We start from the raw sequence: 17,308 nt of genomic DNA on the forward strand, positions 1-17,308 counted from the left end.
GACCTCCACGCGCCGCGCGTGGGCACAGCGCTTTAGGTCTGAGAAGGCCCGATCTTTCTCCCCTCTGCGGGCATGTCCTACATTCGAGCCCTCGCTCGGCTGCCCCCTCCAAAGATCACGCCGATGACGATCGTTGGTTTAGTTCCCCTCTGAGAGCGTAAAGGGCCTTTGCAAAATGAGCCTCTCGGGTTCACTCCGGGCAAAGGATAATTCCATCTTTTTAGACCTGTCAGGTCGTTCAGGTCTGGAAGGGCTGGCAGTACCTTGAGTCTGCCTTTGCGCGAATCCCTGTCGCGCGGGCACTCGGAGCTTCCTGCCCATGTCCAATCCGTCTGACTCTCGGCCCGCCGGGAGCGCTGTCCTATTCACCCACGGCGACACCTCCTACGAGTTCTTCCGGGACTTGGGAGAGGGGCGCGTCGGAGAGCGAATCCTTCTCGCGCGGACCCGCACGCCCAAGGGCCTCGGAGAATGCGTGATGCTCAAGTGCCTGCCCCTGCCGAAGGTGGCGGACGCGACCGAGAGCCACCAGCACACGCGAGCCCGGCTGGAAGAAGAGGTGCGGCTCGCCCAGTACCTTCGCCACCCGAGCATTGCGCGCGTCCATGGCCTCTTCGAGTCGGGGATGGGCCTATGCGTGGCGATGGAGAACGTGGAAGGGCTGTCGCTCAACACCCTGTTGGCCGTTGCCCAGGCGCGTGGCCGCTACTTCTCCGAGGCGTTCATCCTCTACGTGGGCGCGGAGGTCGCGGCGGCCCTGTCCTACGCGCATGCCTGCACGGATGACGCGGGCTTCTCGCTCGGCATCGTCAACCGGGACGTGAATCCCGCACGCATCCGCCTGGGGCCACACGGCGTGGTGCGACTGACGGACTTTGGCGTGGCGCTCTCTCGCCTTTCGGGCCGGTTGGCCACGTCCCTGCCGCGTCCCCGAGGTGAGGTCCTCTACTCGGCGCCCGAGGTGTTGCTGGGCGATGTGGTGGACGCGCGAGCGGACCTGTTCTCCCTGGGGCTGACGTTGCTGGAGTTCGCTACGGGCCGACACCTCTACGACCCGGGACATGTCCGCGTTGAAGAAGTGGAGGCACGGCTGTCGAAGGAGGAACGAGAACGCGCGCTCGCGGCTTCCGTGGCCTCCGTGGTGACGGAACTGCCCGCGGTCGCTGAGGATGCCATCTGGTGCGCCATGGCCTACGGCTCCGAGGATGTCGAGCATGCGGCGCAAGGGCTCTCGGTGCCGCTCCGGGACATCCTCCACACGTTGCTGTGCCGCAACCCCGCCGAGCGCTTCGGGACAGCGGCGGAGGTGGAGCTTGTCTTTCGTGCGCAGTTGGCGCGGCTGGGCGGGTACACGCGCGCGGAGGCATTGCAGGAGGCCCAGCACGCGCTCGGGGAGGCCAGCGAGGGACTCTGGGACTTCGAGTTGCCGAGCGACGAAGGTGGCATCACACCCCCTGTTACCGAGGTGTGGCGCCGCTCCGAGCCCACCACGGATTCTGTCTCGCCTCGGGGCACGCCGCGCACGTCGTCGCGCGCCCCCGATGAAGTGCCAACGGAGCCCGGTGCAGATCCGCGCCGTCGCACGTTGACGAAGCAGCCGAGCGCGTAGCGGCGGCACCTCTTTCCCCTCACCACCGTGGATTCACCACCGGCGCGGCGCGAGTCGCTCCAGCCGACCGGGAGACGTGTGTTCTTCGTGCCTCATTCCGGGGTACGCACAGGAGGCGTGTATGCACAGGAAGCGAAGCTGTCTGGCCGCGCTGCTGCTGTTGCTGTTGCCGACGCTGGGAGGGGCCTCGGAGCCGCCCGCCCCGCAGGAAGAATCATCCACCGCCCCGACTGCACCACCCGCACGCAAGTGGCACTACCTGACGCGCGTGGAAGCCACGTCGCTCGCGCTGTTGCCTCGCGCTGGCGCGGGGGACGACGAGGGTTTCGTGCAGGTGGAGCCCACGTTCATCATCGATGGTGGCCCCGAGTTCGGCGTCAACCTTGGGGCGCCCGTGCGCTTTCGTCTTTGGGGTGGGAATGACGGCAGGGCCCTCGTGCGTCGCGAGGACTGGGACTCGCTCTCGGATTGGGGGCAGCTCGTTCGCGGGCTCCTGTTGGGTTCGGATAACGCGCCGCTCGGAATCTGGTTTGGCCCGCTGGAGGAACACAGGCTCCTCTCGGGTCATCTGGTCCGTCGCTACTCCAACCGGACCAATCCGAACTACCACCCGGCCGGAGGCATCTTCACCGGCACGTTGGGCCCGCTCTACACGGAAGCGTTCGCCTCGGATGTACTCGGCACGCGGTTGTTGGGAGCGGAGTTCTCCCTGGACATGGAGCACCTCCTCTTCGGGCAGCCCAAGCAGCGGGGCCGGTACACGCTGGCCGTGTCCGCCGTCCATGACTGGGGGCGAGCGGGAGGGGCAGCGCCGTCGATGACGCTGGCCCACCTGGACGCCATGGCGGTGGTGGTCGTGCGGCCCGGCATGGAGGCTTACGTGAATGCCGGGTGGGGTGGTCGTCCCGGACAGGGCGGCGCTTGGGGTGCTGTCGTGGGGGGCGGGGTGGACTCCCTCTCCGAGAGATTCAACCTGCGCCTGCGGTTGGAGGCGAGGCGCCAGCATGGCGGCTTCCGGCAAGGCTTCTTCGGCGCGGACTACGAGCTGGCACGCTTCCAGTCGGCTGGCTCCAATGGCGTGCCGCTCGCGGATGCGCACTTCCCGGACGGCTACTCCGCATTCGCGGAAGCCCTCGTGGAGTGGGATGCAGTCAGTTACGGAGGGCCCTACAAGCACCTGCGCCTCTCGGTGGGCGCGGAAGCCTTCTCCTGGGGGCGCGTCGACGTGGACGGTCGCGCGGCGGTGCAGCTCTTCGCGCGCGCCTTGGAAGTCGCGGTAAAGGGGCTCGCCGTTGGAACTGGGAAGCCCGGGGCTCGCTACCTGGGGGCGGCGGAGGTTCGCTGGAGGTTCCTCGGCGGGAAGCTCTACGCGATGGGGACGGGCGGCACGCTGCTGTTCCCTACGGCTGACGGGACGCTGCGACCCGGGGCCTTCGCCTCGGTGGGCCTGGGGGTGGACAATGCGCGCTAACGCACTGCTCCTGCTCGTGTTGCTTGCCACGGGATGCGCGTCGGTGCCGCAGGCTCCCGGGCGGGGCGGAACGCTGAGCTACACGCCTCGCGGGGGGACCTCTCCCGAGCGGGAGGACGTGCTGAGTGACGAAGGTCCTCATGCCTCCGGCTCCCCTCCGTACTCCCTCGCGGGCTCTGGGGCTGGGCAGCGCCTCTTCCGTCATGTCGGGCCACGAGGTGCGGCAACGAAGGCAGCACCTGGCACCGCATCTGGAGCTGTCGGAGGCAGAGGCCCGCAAGCCGCCTCGGCGCGGCAAGCCTTCCTTGACTCCCTCGACGAGGTGAAGGACTCGCTGAAGGAGTCCGAAGCCATGTTCTCCAAACTCGCGAAGAGCGCTCCCGTGTTCAGTGGCAGGGCTCTCAGTGGGGGAGCGTTCACTCGCTATCTCGACCACGGCACCCATGAAGTGGCGTGGATTCGCGGCGCCCTCGGAAGCGCGACGATGCTGGCGGGGGGCGCGTCGGAGGTGGAGGACTCGGAGATGGAGTTGGCCCTCCTTCGCATGGCGGGCCCACGGCTCCAGTCCGCGATGTTCGGTGCCCTGCTGTTCGCCACCTGGGTGGACTTCCTCCAGCTCTCCGACGTCCTGCTGCGCGAATGCCCGATGTGCGGCGACGAGAAGCTGTTCGTGGACCTCCACCGCGTTCAGGGCTTGATGGAGCCCACGCTCGCGGACCTCGCTTCTCGCGACCCCGAGCGAGTGGAGGCGGCGGCACTCGCGATGCCCGAGCTGATGGGGAAGCTGACGCGCGAGTTCAACATGATGCACGCGGATGCCAAGGCCGCCATGGAGACCGGGGGCAAGGTCATGGTGGCGGCGCAGGTGTTGGAGATGCTCGCCATGATTTCCACGCTGAAGTTGGGGATGCCCAGGCTTCCACCGTCCGCCCCTGCGACGCTCGGCGTGGGACTCGTCATGAGTTCAGGCGGCGTCATGGCGGGCTCCCAGCTCGTCGTCTCCGCTGAGTGGGTGGAGATGATGCGAAGGCTGGTGCAGGCGGGCGTCATCTCGCTTCCCGTCGTGAGCGCGGCGGTCCGCATCCACGGTGGGCAGGTGATGATGGCCCAGGCGCACCAGGACTTGCCCGAAGGCGTGCGAGAAGCGCTGGGGGACAGTCCCGAGGTGCGCGGTATGCGGGTGACAGGTAGAGCTGGGGCGGGCATGTCCGAGGCGCCAAGGCACCATGTCATGCCGAAGGAGCATCGCGAGTGGTTCGAGCAGCGCGGCTTCAAGGGCGACATGGACATCGACCAGTTCTGTGTCCGCTTGGAGAAGTCCCACCACGAGGCGATTCACGGAGGGGGGAACTGGAAGCTGGGGCGCATGTGGCCCGGAGAGTGGAGTCGGATGATCATGGAGGCCCTCCGAGACGCCGAAGCGAAGGCTGGCCGGATGTTGACGCGGAATGAGGTACTGGACATCGTCGCGGAGCGCATGACGGACTACAGGATCCCGATGAACTTCACTTCCGGGAGAGGACGATGAGCGGCGGAGAAGCTTGGCGGGGCGACATCAAGGCACGCCTATACGAACGGGTCCGCGAGCGAGGTTTCGACTCACTGACCGCCTTTGCCGATTCGCGCCCGGCCGTTCCGTTGCATGTGCTGGCCGACGAGCTTGGCCACGACGTTGCTGCCGTGCAGATCTTGAGCGGTATGCTGGCAGAGGCGGAAAGGACCAAGAAGGTCACGCGGTTTACCCGCGATGTCCTTGTGCGTCTCCTGTCGCAGAGTCTCCCCAGCGGTTGGCCCACCGTGATGGATGATGCAAACCGATTCAAGGTGGCCAAGGCCCTTGGCTCGTGGTCTGCCTATTCTCCGGAGACACACAAGGAGCGCGCTCGGCGGGTCGGAGACGCGCTCCTTGCAAATCCACCTTCAGCTGGATGGCGCCCACTCGGACCCGACGACGAGCTTCTACGGACGCTCCTGCCGGACGACGAAGCCTGAACGGAGCTGGTAGTCCTTCGAGTCAGTGACGGAGCCACCGTGTGCCCCAGTGTGCCCCTCCGGCGTGGTTCGAGGCGGCACCTGGGGGACAGCGCGTGCACCACCAGGAGCGCGCGGGAGGTCTCCCGACCCAACCCATCCCGCTCGAAGTGGATTTGCTGCCCACCCACGGCCATCACCGAGAGACGCCCGTCGCGTTCGTATTCGTAGCAGGTGTCATGGGCGGTGACTTCCCGGGACAAGCGGCCGTCCTCGTCGTATTCAAAGGAGTATCGTTCGCCAGCGGCATTGATGACTTCGGTCAGCAGCGAGGGCACCTGGCTCCACTGGTAGCGGAGCACCTGGGCGCCATGACTGAACTGGGTGAACCGTCGGCTGCACCCGAAGCGGCGGTAGACGAAGATGGAGCCATCCGGACAGACGGCGCGCAGCAACAACCCTCCCGCGTCGTATTCGAAACGAGTGCTGCGCTCGTCGGAGTGCCGTCGAACGTGAACGTCCACACCGCGCCGGTGCGAGTCACCTCGCGGACCATCCGCCCCGCGGAGTCATACGCATAGGCGCTCGTGAAGCCGGCGCCGTCGGTGACCTCCGTCAGTCGACCGTCGACGTAGCGATAGCGGACGAGGGGCACCGCGGAACGCGAGGCGTCGGAATGGAGCGCCGCCAGCCGCCCCGTGCCGTTGTACGCGAGATAGAAGGCCCGTGACGACGAGGTGCGCCTGCTCGCCGCCATGGCCCGCTGGATGTCAAACAGACCGATGACGCGCATCAACACCATCTCCCGATGACGTCCGGCGCGGGAGATGGTGAATGGACCGGGCGCGTGTCTGGACCGCCGCGCCATCCACCGAGGCTGTGAAGCTCATCACAAGTACCTCGTGAAGCCGCTCACAGCTCCCCTGGGGCCGCGTCAGCACAGTGCGCCCCATGCCCCTCCCCACTTCGCGACGAGGCGCCGTGGTGGCGCTCCTCCTGTCGGGCTCGACGGCCGGGGCACAGGTCCCCGGGGCCAGCTTCGAGCTGGAGCGAATGGAGCTCAACACCGGCCGGGGCACGCTCCAGGTCGGCAGCGGCGAGCTGCTCGCGCCCTCCGCGTGGAACGTGGGGCTGTTCGGCCACTACCAACTCCAGCCGCTCGTGGTGCGCAACGGAGCGAGTCAGCTGGCCCGGGTCCGCCATCGCACCTCCCTGCTGCTGGCGGGCAGCCATGGCGTGTTGCCGTGGCTCGAGGTCGGCGCGCAGGTGCCCGCGGTGCTCTGGCAGCGAGGCGCGGACGTCAGCGCCCTGGCGCTTCCCGCCGTGAGCGCACGGGGGCTCGGAACCCCCGTGCTCCAGGCGCGGCTCGGCTTGCTGTCACGGCGTCGGGAGCACCCCGTGGACCTCTCGGTGGACCTGGGTGTGGGGCTCCCCGTGGGCAGCAGCGCGGCCCTGTCGCGCGACCCGGCGCTGCGAGCCCATGCCCGCGCGGCGGCGGGCTGGAGCTGGGGGCCACTCCATCCCTCCTTCGACGCGGGCGTTCTGCTGCGCTCCGCGCATCCCCGCATCGGCGCCACCTCGTCGAAGCAGGTGCCCGAGCTGCGTCTCGGGGCGGGCGTCGCACTGGCCCGACGGGGCTGGCGCGGTGAGCTCAGCCTCCGAAGCGCCTTCGCCAGCGACGCCCGCCAGCCGTCCATCGAAGCGCTGGCGGGAGTCCGGGTGCCCGTCGCCACGAGCTGGGAGCTGAGCGCGCTGGTGGGCCCTGGACTCGGCAACACCCCGGGCACCCCCGCCGCTCGCGCCCTCGTGGGCCTCACCTTCCGCTCGGAGCCCCCCGCCCGCCTGGAGCGGCTCGTGGAAGCATTTCCTGCGCTCCGCCTCGAGCACGATACGCCCGACACCTTGGAGACGGTCCTTTCCCCGAGCGTGGAGCCCGTCCCCACCCGGGAGCTGCTCCCCACCGGGTCCCCCGCGAGCACACCCCCTGTCCTCCAGGCCGCGGTCCTCTTCGAGCCGGGACACGCCGAGCTGTCCGGCGACCTGGGGCCACTGCGCGCCGTGGCCCAGCACGTGAGCCGCCTCTCCGGTGCGCTCGTCATCCAGTTGGAGGGACACGTGGGCCAGGAGGCCGCGGAGCTCTCGGACCCGTTGTTGCCACTGCGCAGGGCCCAGTCCGTCGCGCGATACCTCGCGGACCGGGGAGTGTCCATGGCGCACATCCGCGTGCGCATCGCCGACGCGCGCACGTCCACCGAGCCCGAGGAGCGCGCACACGCGCGGCGGGTCGAGGTGCGCGTCTCGAGCGGGTCCGCGCCTCGCGTCGAGGAGTCACCATGACCTTCGACCTCCACGCCATCCTCCATCACGTCGAGCAGGCCGCGCCCTCCGAGGACCTCCCTGAGTGGCTCCACCGAAGCTGGACCGAGCCAGCCGCTTTCACCGCGGCGCTGGCCTCCGCGCACGTGGGCCGAGGCGCGCCCCTCAAGAGCCGCGTGGGCCAGCACCATGACTTCTTCCACGACCTGGTGGGCCGTCACGCCACCACGAACCTCATCGCGCTGCGCACGTACGAGCGCCCCCACGGGTGGAGGACGCTGAGCTATCGGCGGCTGCACGAGCAGGCCACGCGACGGGCCACGACGTGGGAGCAGCGAGGCGTCAGGCCCGGCGCGCGCGTGTGCCTGCTGCTCCATCCAGGCCCCGAGCTGTGGGTGAGCCTCTGCGCCGCCCTGTGCCTGGGCGCCCGCGTCAGCCTCCTGCCGCCCACGGGCACACGCTTCGTCTCGCGCCGACTCGACGCGCTCGCGCCGGAGCACGTGGTGGCCGAGCCTCACCAGACTCCGCTCCTGGGCACCCACGCCCGAAGTCTGTTGCCGCTCATCGAAGCCTCGACTCCGACGGCCACCTCGCACAGCTACAAGCCCGATGAGCCCGTGGGCCTGCTCTTCTCCCCACTGGCGGACCCCTCGTGGCGACCCGTGCCCCTCAAGGCCGCGGACGCGTGGCTGGGCGCGCTGGTGGATGGGTTGCTCACCTTCGCGCTGGCCCCCGGAGACCAGCTGGCCGCGCCTGGACTCCACCCGCTTCAGCACCTGCCCGCGCTCGTCTTCTCGACGCTGCTGCGCGGCGCCACCTTCCTCCACCTGGAGCCGTCGGACCTGGAGGCGCGCCCAGCGCTGCTGACGGAACATCCCGTGCGCGCGCTCGGCGTCACCCCAGCGCTGAGGGACCTGATGCTGCGCACGCGGACCCCGCTGGCGAACGTGGAGGGCTGGTTCCGCGACCCCGAGACGCCGCTCGACGGCGAGCGCTGGAAGGCGTGGGTGCAGCAATGCGGGTTGTCCTCGGCCCCCTGCGCCAACGTCCTGGTGGACTCGACGGCGGGAGGCGCGGTGCTCTGCTCACCTCGCCGCGTGGGCGACGTCCACGCCGAGGCCGCGCCCGCGCCCGGCCGCCGGTGGGCGCTCAAGGACCTCCACCGCAGCGGCCAGCCAGCCCCCACGGACGTGGGCCTGTTCACGCTGTTGCCCGAGGAGGGACGGCCTCCGGGCCACCTCGTCCTCTCTCGAGTCCGCCAGCAGTACCTCCACGCGGGCTCCCGCGACGCGCGACGCGATGGACACGTCATCCCCACCGACGAGGTGACGGACGCATTGGATGACCTGGAGCCGCCCGTCTCCACGTCGCTGCTCGTCCTCCCCACGGGCGGCCCGACGGGGGCACCATGTCGGGTGCTGCTCGTCTTCACCGGCGAGGCGCCGAGGCAGACAGCTCCGTTGCTCGCGGAGGTGCGCCGACGGCTCGAGCAGCGCCTGGGCCCCGAGCACCTCCCCGACCGGGTCGAGATCTTCCCCCTGTACCCGAGGCTCCGGGACGACCGGGTGGATCCGGCGTGGTGTCACACGCAGTACCTGACGGGCTCGCTCCATCGAAAGGCCACCGACCCCTTGTTCCAGACCCTCACCGCGTTGCGCGGCCGACTGCGGCCACTCGCCCCACTGAATCCAAGGAGCTGACCCGATGGCGGACCAGGTCGTCATGGGCGCCAGTCTCCGCTGCAGCTTCGGCAAGGCGGCGTCACCCCTGTGGGTGCTCCCGGTGAACAAGGTGCTCGCGGGCATGCCCGCCGCCAACATCCTCGACAACAAGCCCTTCTTGAACATCCTGCCCTTCGGCGCGTGCCAGTCGCCGACCAACCCCCTGGTGATGCTGGCCACCGCGTTGGCGATGGGGAAGCCCACCCCCGCACCCTGCTTCCCCGTGACGCTGGCGCCCTGGGCCCCTGGCTGTCCCAAGGTGCTCATCGGCAACCAACCGGCGCTGGACAGTGGGTCCAAATGCAAGTGCCAATGGGGGGGCGTCATCCAGGTCGAGAAGCCCGGGCAGACGGTGGTGCAGGATGGCTGAGCACGCGGCGGCGCTCCGCGCGCTGGACTCCGTGTTGGATGCGGGCTCCGGCCCTCCGTCCTCCCTGGCGGACGAGCAGCGGGAGACGCGCGTCGAGAGGGTCATCGCGATGATGGCTCGCGGCGCCCATGACGAGGCGGCGCGGACCTCCGAGGCGTTGCTGCGCGAAGGCGTTCGGGACGTGCGGCTGGTGGGCCCGTATGTCTTCGGTGCCTTCCTGTCGCATGGGGTCTCGGCCCTGCCCGCGCTGCTCTCCACGCTGCACGACGTCTTCACGCGAGGCTGGGAGCGGCTCGGGCCCGAGGACAACAAGGCCCTCCTGGCCGACAGCGGCCTGCTGTGGTTGTTCAGGTCCCTGCACCGACACCTGGACTTCCATGGACGGGCCCAGGACGACGTGTGGGAGCGCTGGTGCTCGACGTGCACGGAGCCGCACATCCAGGAGGCGCTCGAGCAGGCCCGCGCGCTGGTCGCGCTGCTCGAACAGCGGCTGAACGCGAAAGGCGGCGCGAGCAGGCTGGTCCAGGTGGTGGGCTGGCTGACCGAGAATCGCGAGCGCTTCCCCCGGCCGGTCGAGCCCCCACCGGAGACTCGCGCCGACCCTGTCGAGGTGGCCGTGACGACAGAAGCGCGCGCGGCCCCCACAGCCCCGGACGAGGTGCGCATCCCCGAGCCCACCGTGGCCCCTCCGGAACGCGAGCCGCGGTCATCCCCGCCCGCGCCTTCACCCGCGTTCGAGCAGTTGCTGCGGAAGCTGGCTGCCTTCGAGCAACTGGTGAAGCGCCAGGACTACACACGCGCAAGCGTGGTCGCCACGGATGTGCTCCACGTCATCGAACACTTCGACCCGCTCACCTATCTGCCCTCGCTCTTCTCCCCATTCCTCGCGGGCATGAGCGAGCACGCCGAGCACCTCGAGCCCCGGCTCCAGGGCGCCAGGTCCCTGGGTGGGCGCGTCCTCGAGCAGCTCTATCGGACGGACCTGGAGGCCTTCGTGCGCGGCTCGTCCAGCACGGGGGACAGGCCATGAACAGCCCTCGGCTCGAGCAGCGCATCCGCGAGCGCATCCGCGACTTCGACATCCCCGCATTGCTGTCGCTGCTCGCCGCCGCGGGCTATGGCGAGGACGCGATTGAGTACCGCAGCCACCGCACGCTGGCGCACCAGGGCCACCTGGTGGACGACATCCAGTTCCTCGACGTGCCGCGCCGCCGCGTCATCCTCACGGTGAATCTGGGGCTGCTCGGGGTGCAGTCGCCGCTGCCCATGTTCCTGTTGCGACAGGTGGAGCACCTGGACCCGGCGGAGACCGAGCGGATGGAGCGGCTCCTCGGCTACTTCGACCACGCGCTGCTCCGAGCCCGGTTCGCGGGGCTCCATCCCGAGCGGGATTCCACGCTGCTGCCCGGCTGGGAGGCCGCCACCCGGAGCCGCTTGAGCCTGATGAACCTCACCAGCCCGAGCACCCTCCACTGGCTGTTCTCGCGCGCCTACCCGGAAGCCGAGGTGTCGGTGCGCAGGGAGGTGTATCCGCGGAGGCTCGAGACTCGCGGCGCCCAGGTGAGCGCCACACGACTGGGGGACACGACGGCGATGGGAGGGTTCGCCTCGGTGCCCACGGGCGGCGTGGAGATCACGCTCGTCTTTGATGATTGCCATTGCGGCACGGGCATCCCGTGGGCTTTGGAGGCGCCGCGCAGGCTGTCCCAGGGAGTCCTGCCGCTCCTGGCGCGGACGTCGGCTCCGCTGGGCGTCTGGATGGTCTTGAGAGAGCCGCCGGGCCCCGCGCGGCTCCAGCAAGACAGCTACCTGGGGCATACCCCGCTGATGGAGGTCGAGCCGTCCCTCGCACGGCACCTGCTGTTCCGGGGTACCCCACCGGTTCCGGGTGTGGCGGCGAAGTCGCGCGAAGCGTCCCCCGCCGCCCGGATGCGACGGGCCTAGAACACCCCTTCGGCGTAGCGGAACATCGGGCGGTCCAGGGCCACGACCTCGCGGTCCAGGAGGCCCAGCAGGTAATACATCGAGCGCACCCGTCCAATCTTGGTCTGCACCACGGAGCTGTAGGCCGCTGACTTCATGTCGTTGTTCTTCACCAACCCCAAGGACTCGAGCCCGGCCAGCGTCTTCAGCGTCGCGCGCATGACCTCGTTCTCGGAGCTGAAGGCATCGAAGTCCGCCCCCGTGGAGAGCGTGGAGGAGGGCTCATCGCGAAGCGGCAGGGTGTACTGCGTCGACCAGTCCCCGCTCTTGATGCCGGAGGCCGGGCCATTGGGATTCGGACTGACGCTGCGGAAGCCAAGCTCGACGGCGGCGCACCAGGGACACGTCTCCTTCGGCCGGTTGCAGAAATCCCCCACGTCATTGATCCCCTCGTATGGAAAGCACACCAGCACATCCGCGCCCTCACAGAAGTACGACGACGCCGTCATGAGCGCCGCTGGCTCCGCGCAGTTCAGCGAGTGCCAGTGTGCCAGGGACAAGTCCACGCCGGGGGCGACCTGGGGTGTCTCCATGGAGGTCTCCTTGACGCCGATGCTGCCGACCTCCGCGAACGACACATAGCTCATCAACGCCTGGCGCGCGGGCCGCCTCAGCTTCAGCAGCGTGCGCGCGCGGTAGCCCAGCGCGGCGAGGTTGGTCCTGTGGATCATCGTCTCGTAGTTGAAATTCAACGCGTGGGCGACTCGCTGCTTGGGAAGCTCGATTCTGTGTGCCTCCCTGGCATCCTCGGCGAACTGCCTCATCTTCACGCCCAGCTCAGGTCCCGTCCCGGTGTGCTTCTCCCGGATCTCGGCCACCCCACGAGTGTACGCAGCGCTGCTGTTGTAACCGCGCTCCTCGAAGTCGGGAAGCGGCGCGCACCGCTCGAAGTTCGGAAGGCCCAGGTGTCGACCGTATCGCCCGAAGTACTCCGCATCGGGGTCGGCCTTGGAGACACTGGAGACACCCAGGACCGGCACGTAGACAGGCCCAGACTCCCCTTGATGGCGAGTCCAGGACACACAGATGCACCCCACCGTGTGATGGAAGTCGCGCAGGGTGTCCGTCCCGAAGCTCAGGAGACGATTCAGCGAGAACTGCGCGTCTCCCAGCAACGCGTAGCGCGTCATCAACCCATCGGAGATGGACTTCGCGCTCGCCAGGAACTGACTCTCCGACACCATATCCCGAAGCCACTCATTCCGCGGGAACACCGCCCCCAACGCCGTGTCCTCGGGAGCCACGATGAAGCCCCGACTCATCAACATCAGTCGAATGGCGGCGTGATACTCCCTCCGGGCCAACGCCTTCACCGAGTCCGTGGCCTCCCTCGCGGCTTTCGAGGCGACCTCGGCTCTGAGCGTCTTCAACGCCTCCTGGAACGGAACCCGCGAGGATTGCTTGTGCCACGCCAGCTGAGCCTTCAAGGACTCGCGACACTCCTGGATGTAACTCCGCTCCTCCTTGAGTTCCTCCTGGATGGCCGCTCTCGCGAAGGCCATCAACGCGTCCGAGACCCGCCCGTTCGAGCCAAGCACCCTTTCGGCGAGGCCGTCACCGCTCGCCATCCCCGCCTCGAGCTGTATCTCGTAGCCCTCCAGGTTCTTCAGCGCGGCTTCGAGCCCCCGAAGGGCGTCCTTCGGGTCGGACAACGGCTTCTTGCAATGAAGACAGTCAGCGCCGTCCTGGTCCTGGACGGAGCCCGAGGCCTTGCGCCCCGGACAGTGCGCATTGGTACAAAACATGTCACCTTCGATCACCCGACGCGACGCGCGTCCCGGCCTCCGCCACTCTCCTGGCGCTCGCGGGGGCGTGCTGTGAAAAGACTCACACTCCGCCTATGAATTCCTTCACAGCGCGGCTCGGCCGCGTCCTCCAGATTGCTGCGTCACCAGGCCTCACCTGTGCTCTGGAGGAGCTGCCCCCGTGTCCATCCAAGACACCCTACCCACGTCACGCATCACCCTCACCTACCGCACCACCATCAACGGCCAGGAGGAGGAGGTCGACCTGCCCTTCCGCATGCTCGTCCTCGCGGACCTCTCGCTCGGCTCGTCGAAGGACCGGCAGGTGGACCTGGACGAGCGCAAGCTGCGCTCCGTGAAGCCGGGCGGCCTGGATGACGTGATGAAGGACATGGGCATGTCCCTCCAGTTCCAGGTTCCGGACCGGACCTCCCCCAACGCAGAGGGCACGCTCGACGTGAAGCTCCCCCTGGAGCGGATGAAGTCCTTCCACCCGGACGAGTTCGTCCAGCACGTGCCCAAGCTCAAGGCCCTGCTGTTGATGCGCAAGCTCCTGCTGGAGATGCAGGCGGACATCGACAACCGCAAGGAGCTCTGGCGCACGCTCTCCGAGCTGTACTCGCGTCCCGAAGACATCCAGCGCCTGCTGGAGAGCGAGTCCCTCAAGGGCTTCGAGCACCTGCGCCTGCCGCCGGGTGACACGAAGAGCGCCTGACCCCACCCCTCTCACCTCCAGGGCACACCACATGGCCGAGAAAAACTACCTGCAAGAGCTCTTCAAGAGTCGGGGGCTGGGCTCCCCCCCCACGTCCGCCGAGCCGATGATTGGCACGGGGCTGGTCCCCACCTCGCTCCAGGAGAGCGAAATCTCCACCGACAGCCGGTTCCTCTCCGCGCTGGCGGCGCTGCTCCACAACGTCAAGCCGCTCGAGGACGAGGACAGCCGGCCCCGCTTCGACAAGGGCCAGGTGATGAGCGCCGTGGCCCGCCTGGACGAGGTCATCCAGGCCCAGGTGAACGAAATCCTCCACCACGAGACCTTCCAGCAGGCCGAGTCCACCTGGCGCGGCGTGGAGGACCTGGTCAACACCACCAACTTCCAGGCCAACATCACCCTGGACGTGCTGGACGTGGCCAAGCAGGAGCTGGCCCAGGACTTCGAGAAGAACGCGAGCAGCATCTTCTCCAGCTCGCTCTTCTCCAAGGTCTACACCCAGGAGTACGACCAGTACGGCGGGCGGCCCTTCGGGGTGATGCTGGGGCTGTATGAGTTCACCGCGTCCCGGCCGGACCTCCAATGGCTGGAGCGCATGAGCTGGGTGGCCAACGCCGCGCACTGTCCCTTCGTCGCGTCCGCGAGCCACAAGTTCTTCGATTGCGAGAACATCGAGCAGCTCGAGTCACTCAAGAGCCTGGATGGCGTGCTCAACCACCCGCGCTACGGCAAGTGGGCAGAGCTGCGGGAGAGCGAGTCCGGGGCGTACATCAGCCTGGCGCTGCCGCGCTACGTCGTCCGGCTGCCCTACAACCCCGTCACCTCCCCGTGCGAGGTGCTCAACTTCACCGAGGAGGCGCACGGCGACTCCAGCAAGTACCTCTGGGGCAACGCCGCCATCCTGTTCGGCCGCAACGTGGCGAAGGCCTTCGAGCTGTCCGGCTGGTGTCAGTCCATCCGCGGCCCCAAGGGCGGCGGGCGCGTCCAGGGCCTGCCAGTGGACACCTTCTCCCTGCGCGGTCAGCAGGAGCTGCGGATGCCGGTGGAGATGTGCATCCCAGACTTCCGGGAGTACGAGTTCGTCCGCCACGGCTTCATGCCGTTGGTGTACCGGAAGAACGAGGCCGAGGCGACGTTCTTCAGCACCCCGTCCATCAAGCGCGCCAAACGATACAAGGACCCCAAGGACTCGGAGAACGCGCAGCTCGTCACCAACCTGGCGTACACGTTCTCCGTCACCCGGCTCGCGCACTACATCAAGAGCATCATGCGCGACAACATCGGCAGCTCCGCGGATGACGTCTACATCCACCAGCAGATCAACCACTGGCTGATGGACTACGTGACGGCGGTCAGCAACCCGGATGACCTCACGCTGCGCCGCTTCCCGTTCAAGGCCGCCCAGGTCCAGGTGACCAGGCGCCCGGGCGAGATTGGCTGGTACGACTGCAAGGTCTCCGTCCTCCCCCACATCCAGTTCGAGGGTCTCGACGTCGAGCTCCAGCTCGAGTCGCGGCTCGGCTAGCCCCCTTCCCCTCAACCCGAGAGCGTCATGATTCGATTCAGCCGCACGCTGGACGTGTACCACGCGTTCAACTTCAAGAAGGACAAGCAATCCCATATCGGCGTCGTGCTCTCCATGAAGGTGGGAGGCAAGGAGCTGAAGGCGGACCTGGAGAGCATCAAGAATCCGGAGCAGCCCACCAAGGACCTCAAGGTCGTCGCCGTGCTCAGCAAGTTCAATTGGGACACGGGCATCACGGACCCGATTCAGCTGCTGGGTCAGCTCTCCCTCCAGAACCGCCAGACGCTCGCCATGCTGCTGTTGGGCGACCTGACGAACACCGAGGTGGTCTTCAGCTTCGCCGTCTATCAGTACGACGCGCAGGACAAGACCTACTTCAAGTCCTGCTTCCACAAGGACAAGCTCGCCGGAGTGGTGGCGAAGGACAACGAGGTGCTGACGCTGCGAGTCTCCGACGATGCGTCGGAGCTGGTCAGCTCGCCCCCGAACTTCACCTTCCAGCTCGCCGTCAAGCCGCAGCCCAAGCCACAGCAGGTGACGATCGCCAGCGCGCCGCAGATGAAGGTCGAGAAGAAGTGGGGCTCCAAGAACGGGTAGACGCCCGCCCCCTTCGAGCCCGCGCACGCCATGACTCCTCCCAGAATCGCCCGCATCCGCTGGCAGGCCGGGCAGCTGCTCCTGCCCGAGCACTTCCGGACCCAGGACGAAATCCTCTCGGCCGAGGCACGGCTCACCGCGGAGCTCACGGGTGTCCCGCTGTCTGGCATTGGAGCGCTCGAGCTCGATACGGCCCGGCTGGCCGAGGGCCTCTTCGTCCTCGGCTCGCTGACCGCCCTCATGCCCGGGGGACACCTGGTGCAGGTGCCCGGCAACGCCACGGTGGCGCCCTTCTCGTTGGAGGAGACGGGCCGCTCACGCCTCACCGTGTACCTGCACCTGATGCACGAGCAGCACGGCGCCGAGCGCAGCCCGCTGTATGCGGAGGACCCGCCCTCGCTCCACCGGGCGCTGCACGTCCTGCGGCTCTCCGTGGACCCGGCGACGGAGGGGGCGCGCGGCACGCTCGCGCTCGCGGAGCTGGCCAGGAACGAGCACGGCCAATGGGAGCTGTCGCGCGTCCAGCTCCCGCCCCTCTCTCGCACGGGCCCCCACCCGTTCCTGACGGAGTTGTTCGCCCACCTGGACGCGCTGCTGGACCAGGCGCGCGGCCAGCTGCGCACCGCCCTCCGCGACAACTTCGTGCGCGGAGACAGGCGCTCCGACACCCGCCGGGCCTTGTGCCAGGTGCGCGCCGTCCAGGGCCTGCGCGAGGACATGCGCCAGGGGCTCCACCTGCCCACCCACCACCTCTTCACGGCGCTGCGCCAGCTCTACCTGGAGCTGTGCTGCTATCTGGAGTGTGAGCCGGAAGAGGAGCTGCCCGCCTACCGGCACGACGAGCCCGGCCCGGGCCTGTGGCGGTGGATGACGCTGCTGGAGCGCGGCCTGCGCCCGAGCACGAGCCAGCGCTCGTTCCAGGCGTTCGACTGTCGCGACGGACGCTTCCTCCTGTCGGGCCTCCCCCAGCAGGAGCCCCTCCCGGACGACTTCTATCTGCTGGTGCGGCGTCAGGCGCGTGACATGCCTCGGAGCCTGGAGGGCGTGAAGCTCGCGAGCCCGCTGCGGCTGTCCCTGGTGAAGCGGCTGGCCCTCAAGGGGCTCACGCTCCGCCACGTCCCCTACCCCGCCTTCCCGCATGCGTTCGACGCGGACATCGACTGGTACCAGCTCGCGACCGACGGCGAGGAGTGGCGGGCCGCCCTGCGCGAGGACGCGGTGGCGCTGTCGGTGACGCCGCCGCTCGAGGGCGCCCAGGTCTTCCTCTACTGGCGGAGGACCTGAC

14 protein-coding genes are annotated in these 17,308 nt (G+C 68.4%); 13 read left to right on the plus strand and 1 reads right to left on the minus strand.

Annotated elements, in window-relative coordinates:
- Positions 1–319 precede the first annotated feature (319 nt).
- From LXT21_RS39045 to LXT21_RS39085, 9 genes are all read left to right on the plus strand, one after another.
- Entirely contained in the window at positions 320–1,609 is a 1,290-nt protein-coding gene (locus LXT21_RS39045) for a serine/threonine protein kinase (protein WP_254043330.1), read from the plus strand.
- 121 nt (positions 1,610–1,730) lie between these two features.
- Positions 1,731–3,080: a hypothetical protein gene (locus LXT21_RS39050; RefSeq protein WP_254043331.1), complete on the plus strand. Its 1,350-nt coding sequence runs from the start codon at positions 1,731–1,733 to the stop codon at positions 3,078–3,080.
- 352 nt (positions 3,081–3,432) lie between these two features.
- Positions 3,433–4,608, plus strand: a complete 1,176-nt coding sequence (locus LXT21_RS39055) for a DUF2380 domain-containing protein (RefSeq protein ID WP_323395571.1) — start codon at positions 3,433–3,435, stop codon at positions 4,606–4,608.
- Positions 4,605–5,072: an NUDIX hydrolase gene (locus tag LXT21_RS39060; protein ID WP_254043333.1), complete on the plus strand. Its 468-nt coding sequence runs from the start codon at positions 4,605–4,607 to the stop codon at positions 5,070–5,072. Before LXT21_RS39055 ends, LXT21_RS39060 begins: the two co-directional genes overlap by 4 nt.
- A 960-nt stretch (positions 5,073–6,032) precedes the next feature.
- Entirely contained in the window at positions 6,033–7,388 is a 1,356-nt protein-coding gene (locus LXT21_RS39065) for an OmpA family protein (RefSeq protein WP_254043334.1), read from the plus strand.
- Complete coding sequence (locus LXT21_RS39070) at positions 7,385–9,067, plus strand: AMP-binding protein (protein ID WP_254043335.1); 1,683 nt, start codon at positions 7,385–7,387, stop codon at positions 9,065–9,067. Before LXT21_RS39065 ends, LXT21_RS39070 begins: the two co-directional genes overlap by 4 nt.
- Before the next feature lie 4 nt (positions 9,068–9,071).
- Positions 9,072–9,458 (plus strand): DUF4280 domain-containing protein, encoded by a 387-nt coding sequence (locus LXT21_RS39075; RefSeq protein WP_254043336.1) that lies wholly within the window; start codon positions 9,072–9,074, stop codon positions 9,456–9,458.
- On the plus strand, positions 9,451–10,488 hold the full coding sequence (locus tag LXT21_RS39080) for a type VI secretion system protein IglI family protein (protein ID WP_254043337.1): 1,038 nt from the start codon (positions 9,451–9,453) through the stop codon (positions 10,486–10,488). The genes LXT21_RS39075 and LXT21_RS39080 overlap by 8 nt, the downstream gene beginning before the upstream one ends.
- Positions 10,485–11,402, plus strand: a complete 918-nt coding sequence (locus LXT21_RS39085) for a type VI secretion system baseplate subunit TssG (protein ID WP_254043338.1) — start codon at positions 10,485–10,487, stop codon at positions 11,400–11,402. The genes LXT21_RS39080 and LXT21_RS39085 overlap by 4 nt, the downstream gene beginning before the upstream one ends.
- Here the strand turns inward: LXT21_RS39085 and LXT21_RS39090 are convergent.
- On the minus strand, positions 11,399–13,186 hold the full coding sequence (locus LXT21_RS39090) for a hypothetical protein (RefSeq protein ID WP_254043339.1): 1,788 nt from the start codon (positions 13,184–13,186) through the stop codon (positions 11,399–11,401). The two genes, LXT21_RS39085 and LXT21_RS39090, sit on opposite strands and share 4 nt — an antisense overlap.
- A gap of 181 nt (positions 13,187–13,367) precedes the next feature.
- On the opposite strand from LXT21_RS39090, the gene tssB reads away from it, so the two are divergent.
- From tssB to tssK, 4 genes are read left to right on the plus strand one after another with little or no spacing between them, the layout of a single operon-like run.
- Positions 13,368–13,901, plus strand: a complete 534-nt coding sequence (tssB, locus tag LXT21_RS39095; protein WP_254043340.1) for a type VI secretion system contractile sheath small subunit — start codon at positions 13,368–13,370, stop codon at positions 13,899–13,901.
- 31 nt (positions 13,902–13,932) lie between these two features.
- Complete coding sequence (tssC, locus tag LXT21_RS39100; protein WP_254043341.1) at positions 13,933–15,426, plus strand: type VI secretion system contractile sheath large subunit; 1,494 nt, start codon at positions 13,933–13,935, stop codon at positions 15,424–15,426.
- Positions 15,427–15,453: 27 nt separating this feature from the next.
- A complete protein-coding gene (locus tag LXT21_RS39105; protein ID WP_254043342.1) occupies positions 15,454–16,023 on the plus strand; it encodes a hypothetical protein in 570 nt (189 codons plus the stop codon).
- Between the two features lie 30 nt (positions 16,024–16,053).
- The gene (gene tssK, locus LXT21_RS39110) at positions 16,054–17,307 is read left to right on the plus strand and encodes a type VI secretion system baseplate subunit TssK (RefSeq protein WP_254043343.1); all 1,254 of its coding nucleotides are present in this window, start codon (positions 16,054–16,056) and stop codon (positions 17,305–17,307) included.
- Position 17,308: the final 1 nt, after the last annotated feature.

The organism is Myxococcus guangdongensis (genome assembly GCF_024198255.1).
Lineage (GTDB): Bacteria > Myxococcota > Myxococcia > Myxococcales > Myxococcaceae > Myxococcus > Myxococcus guangdongensis.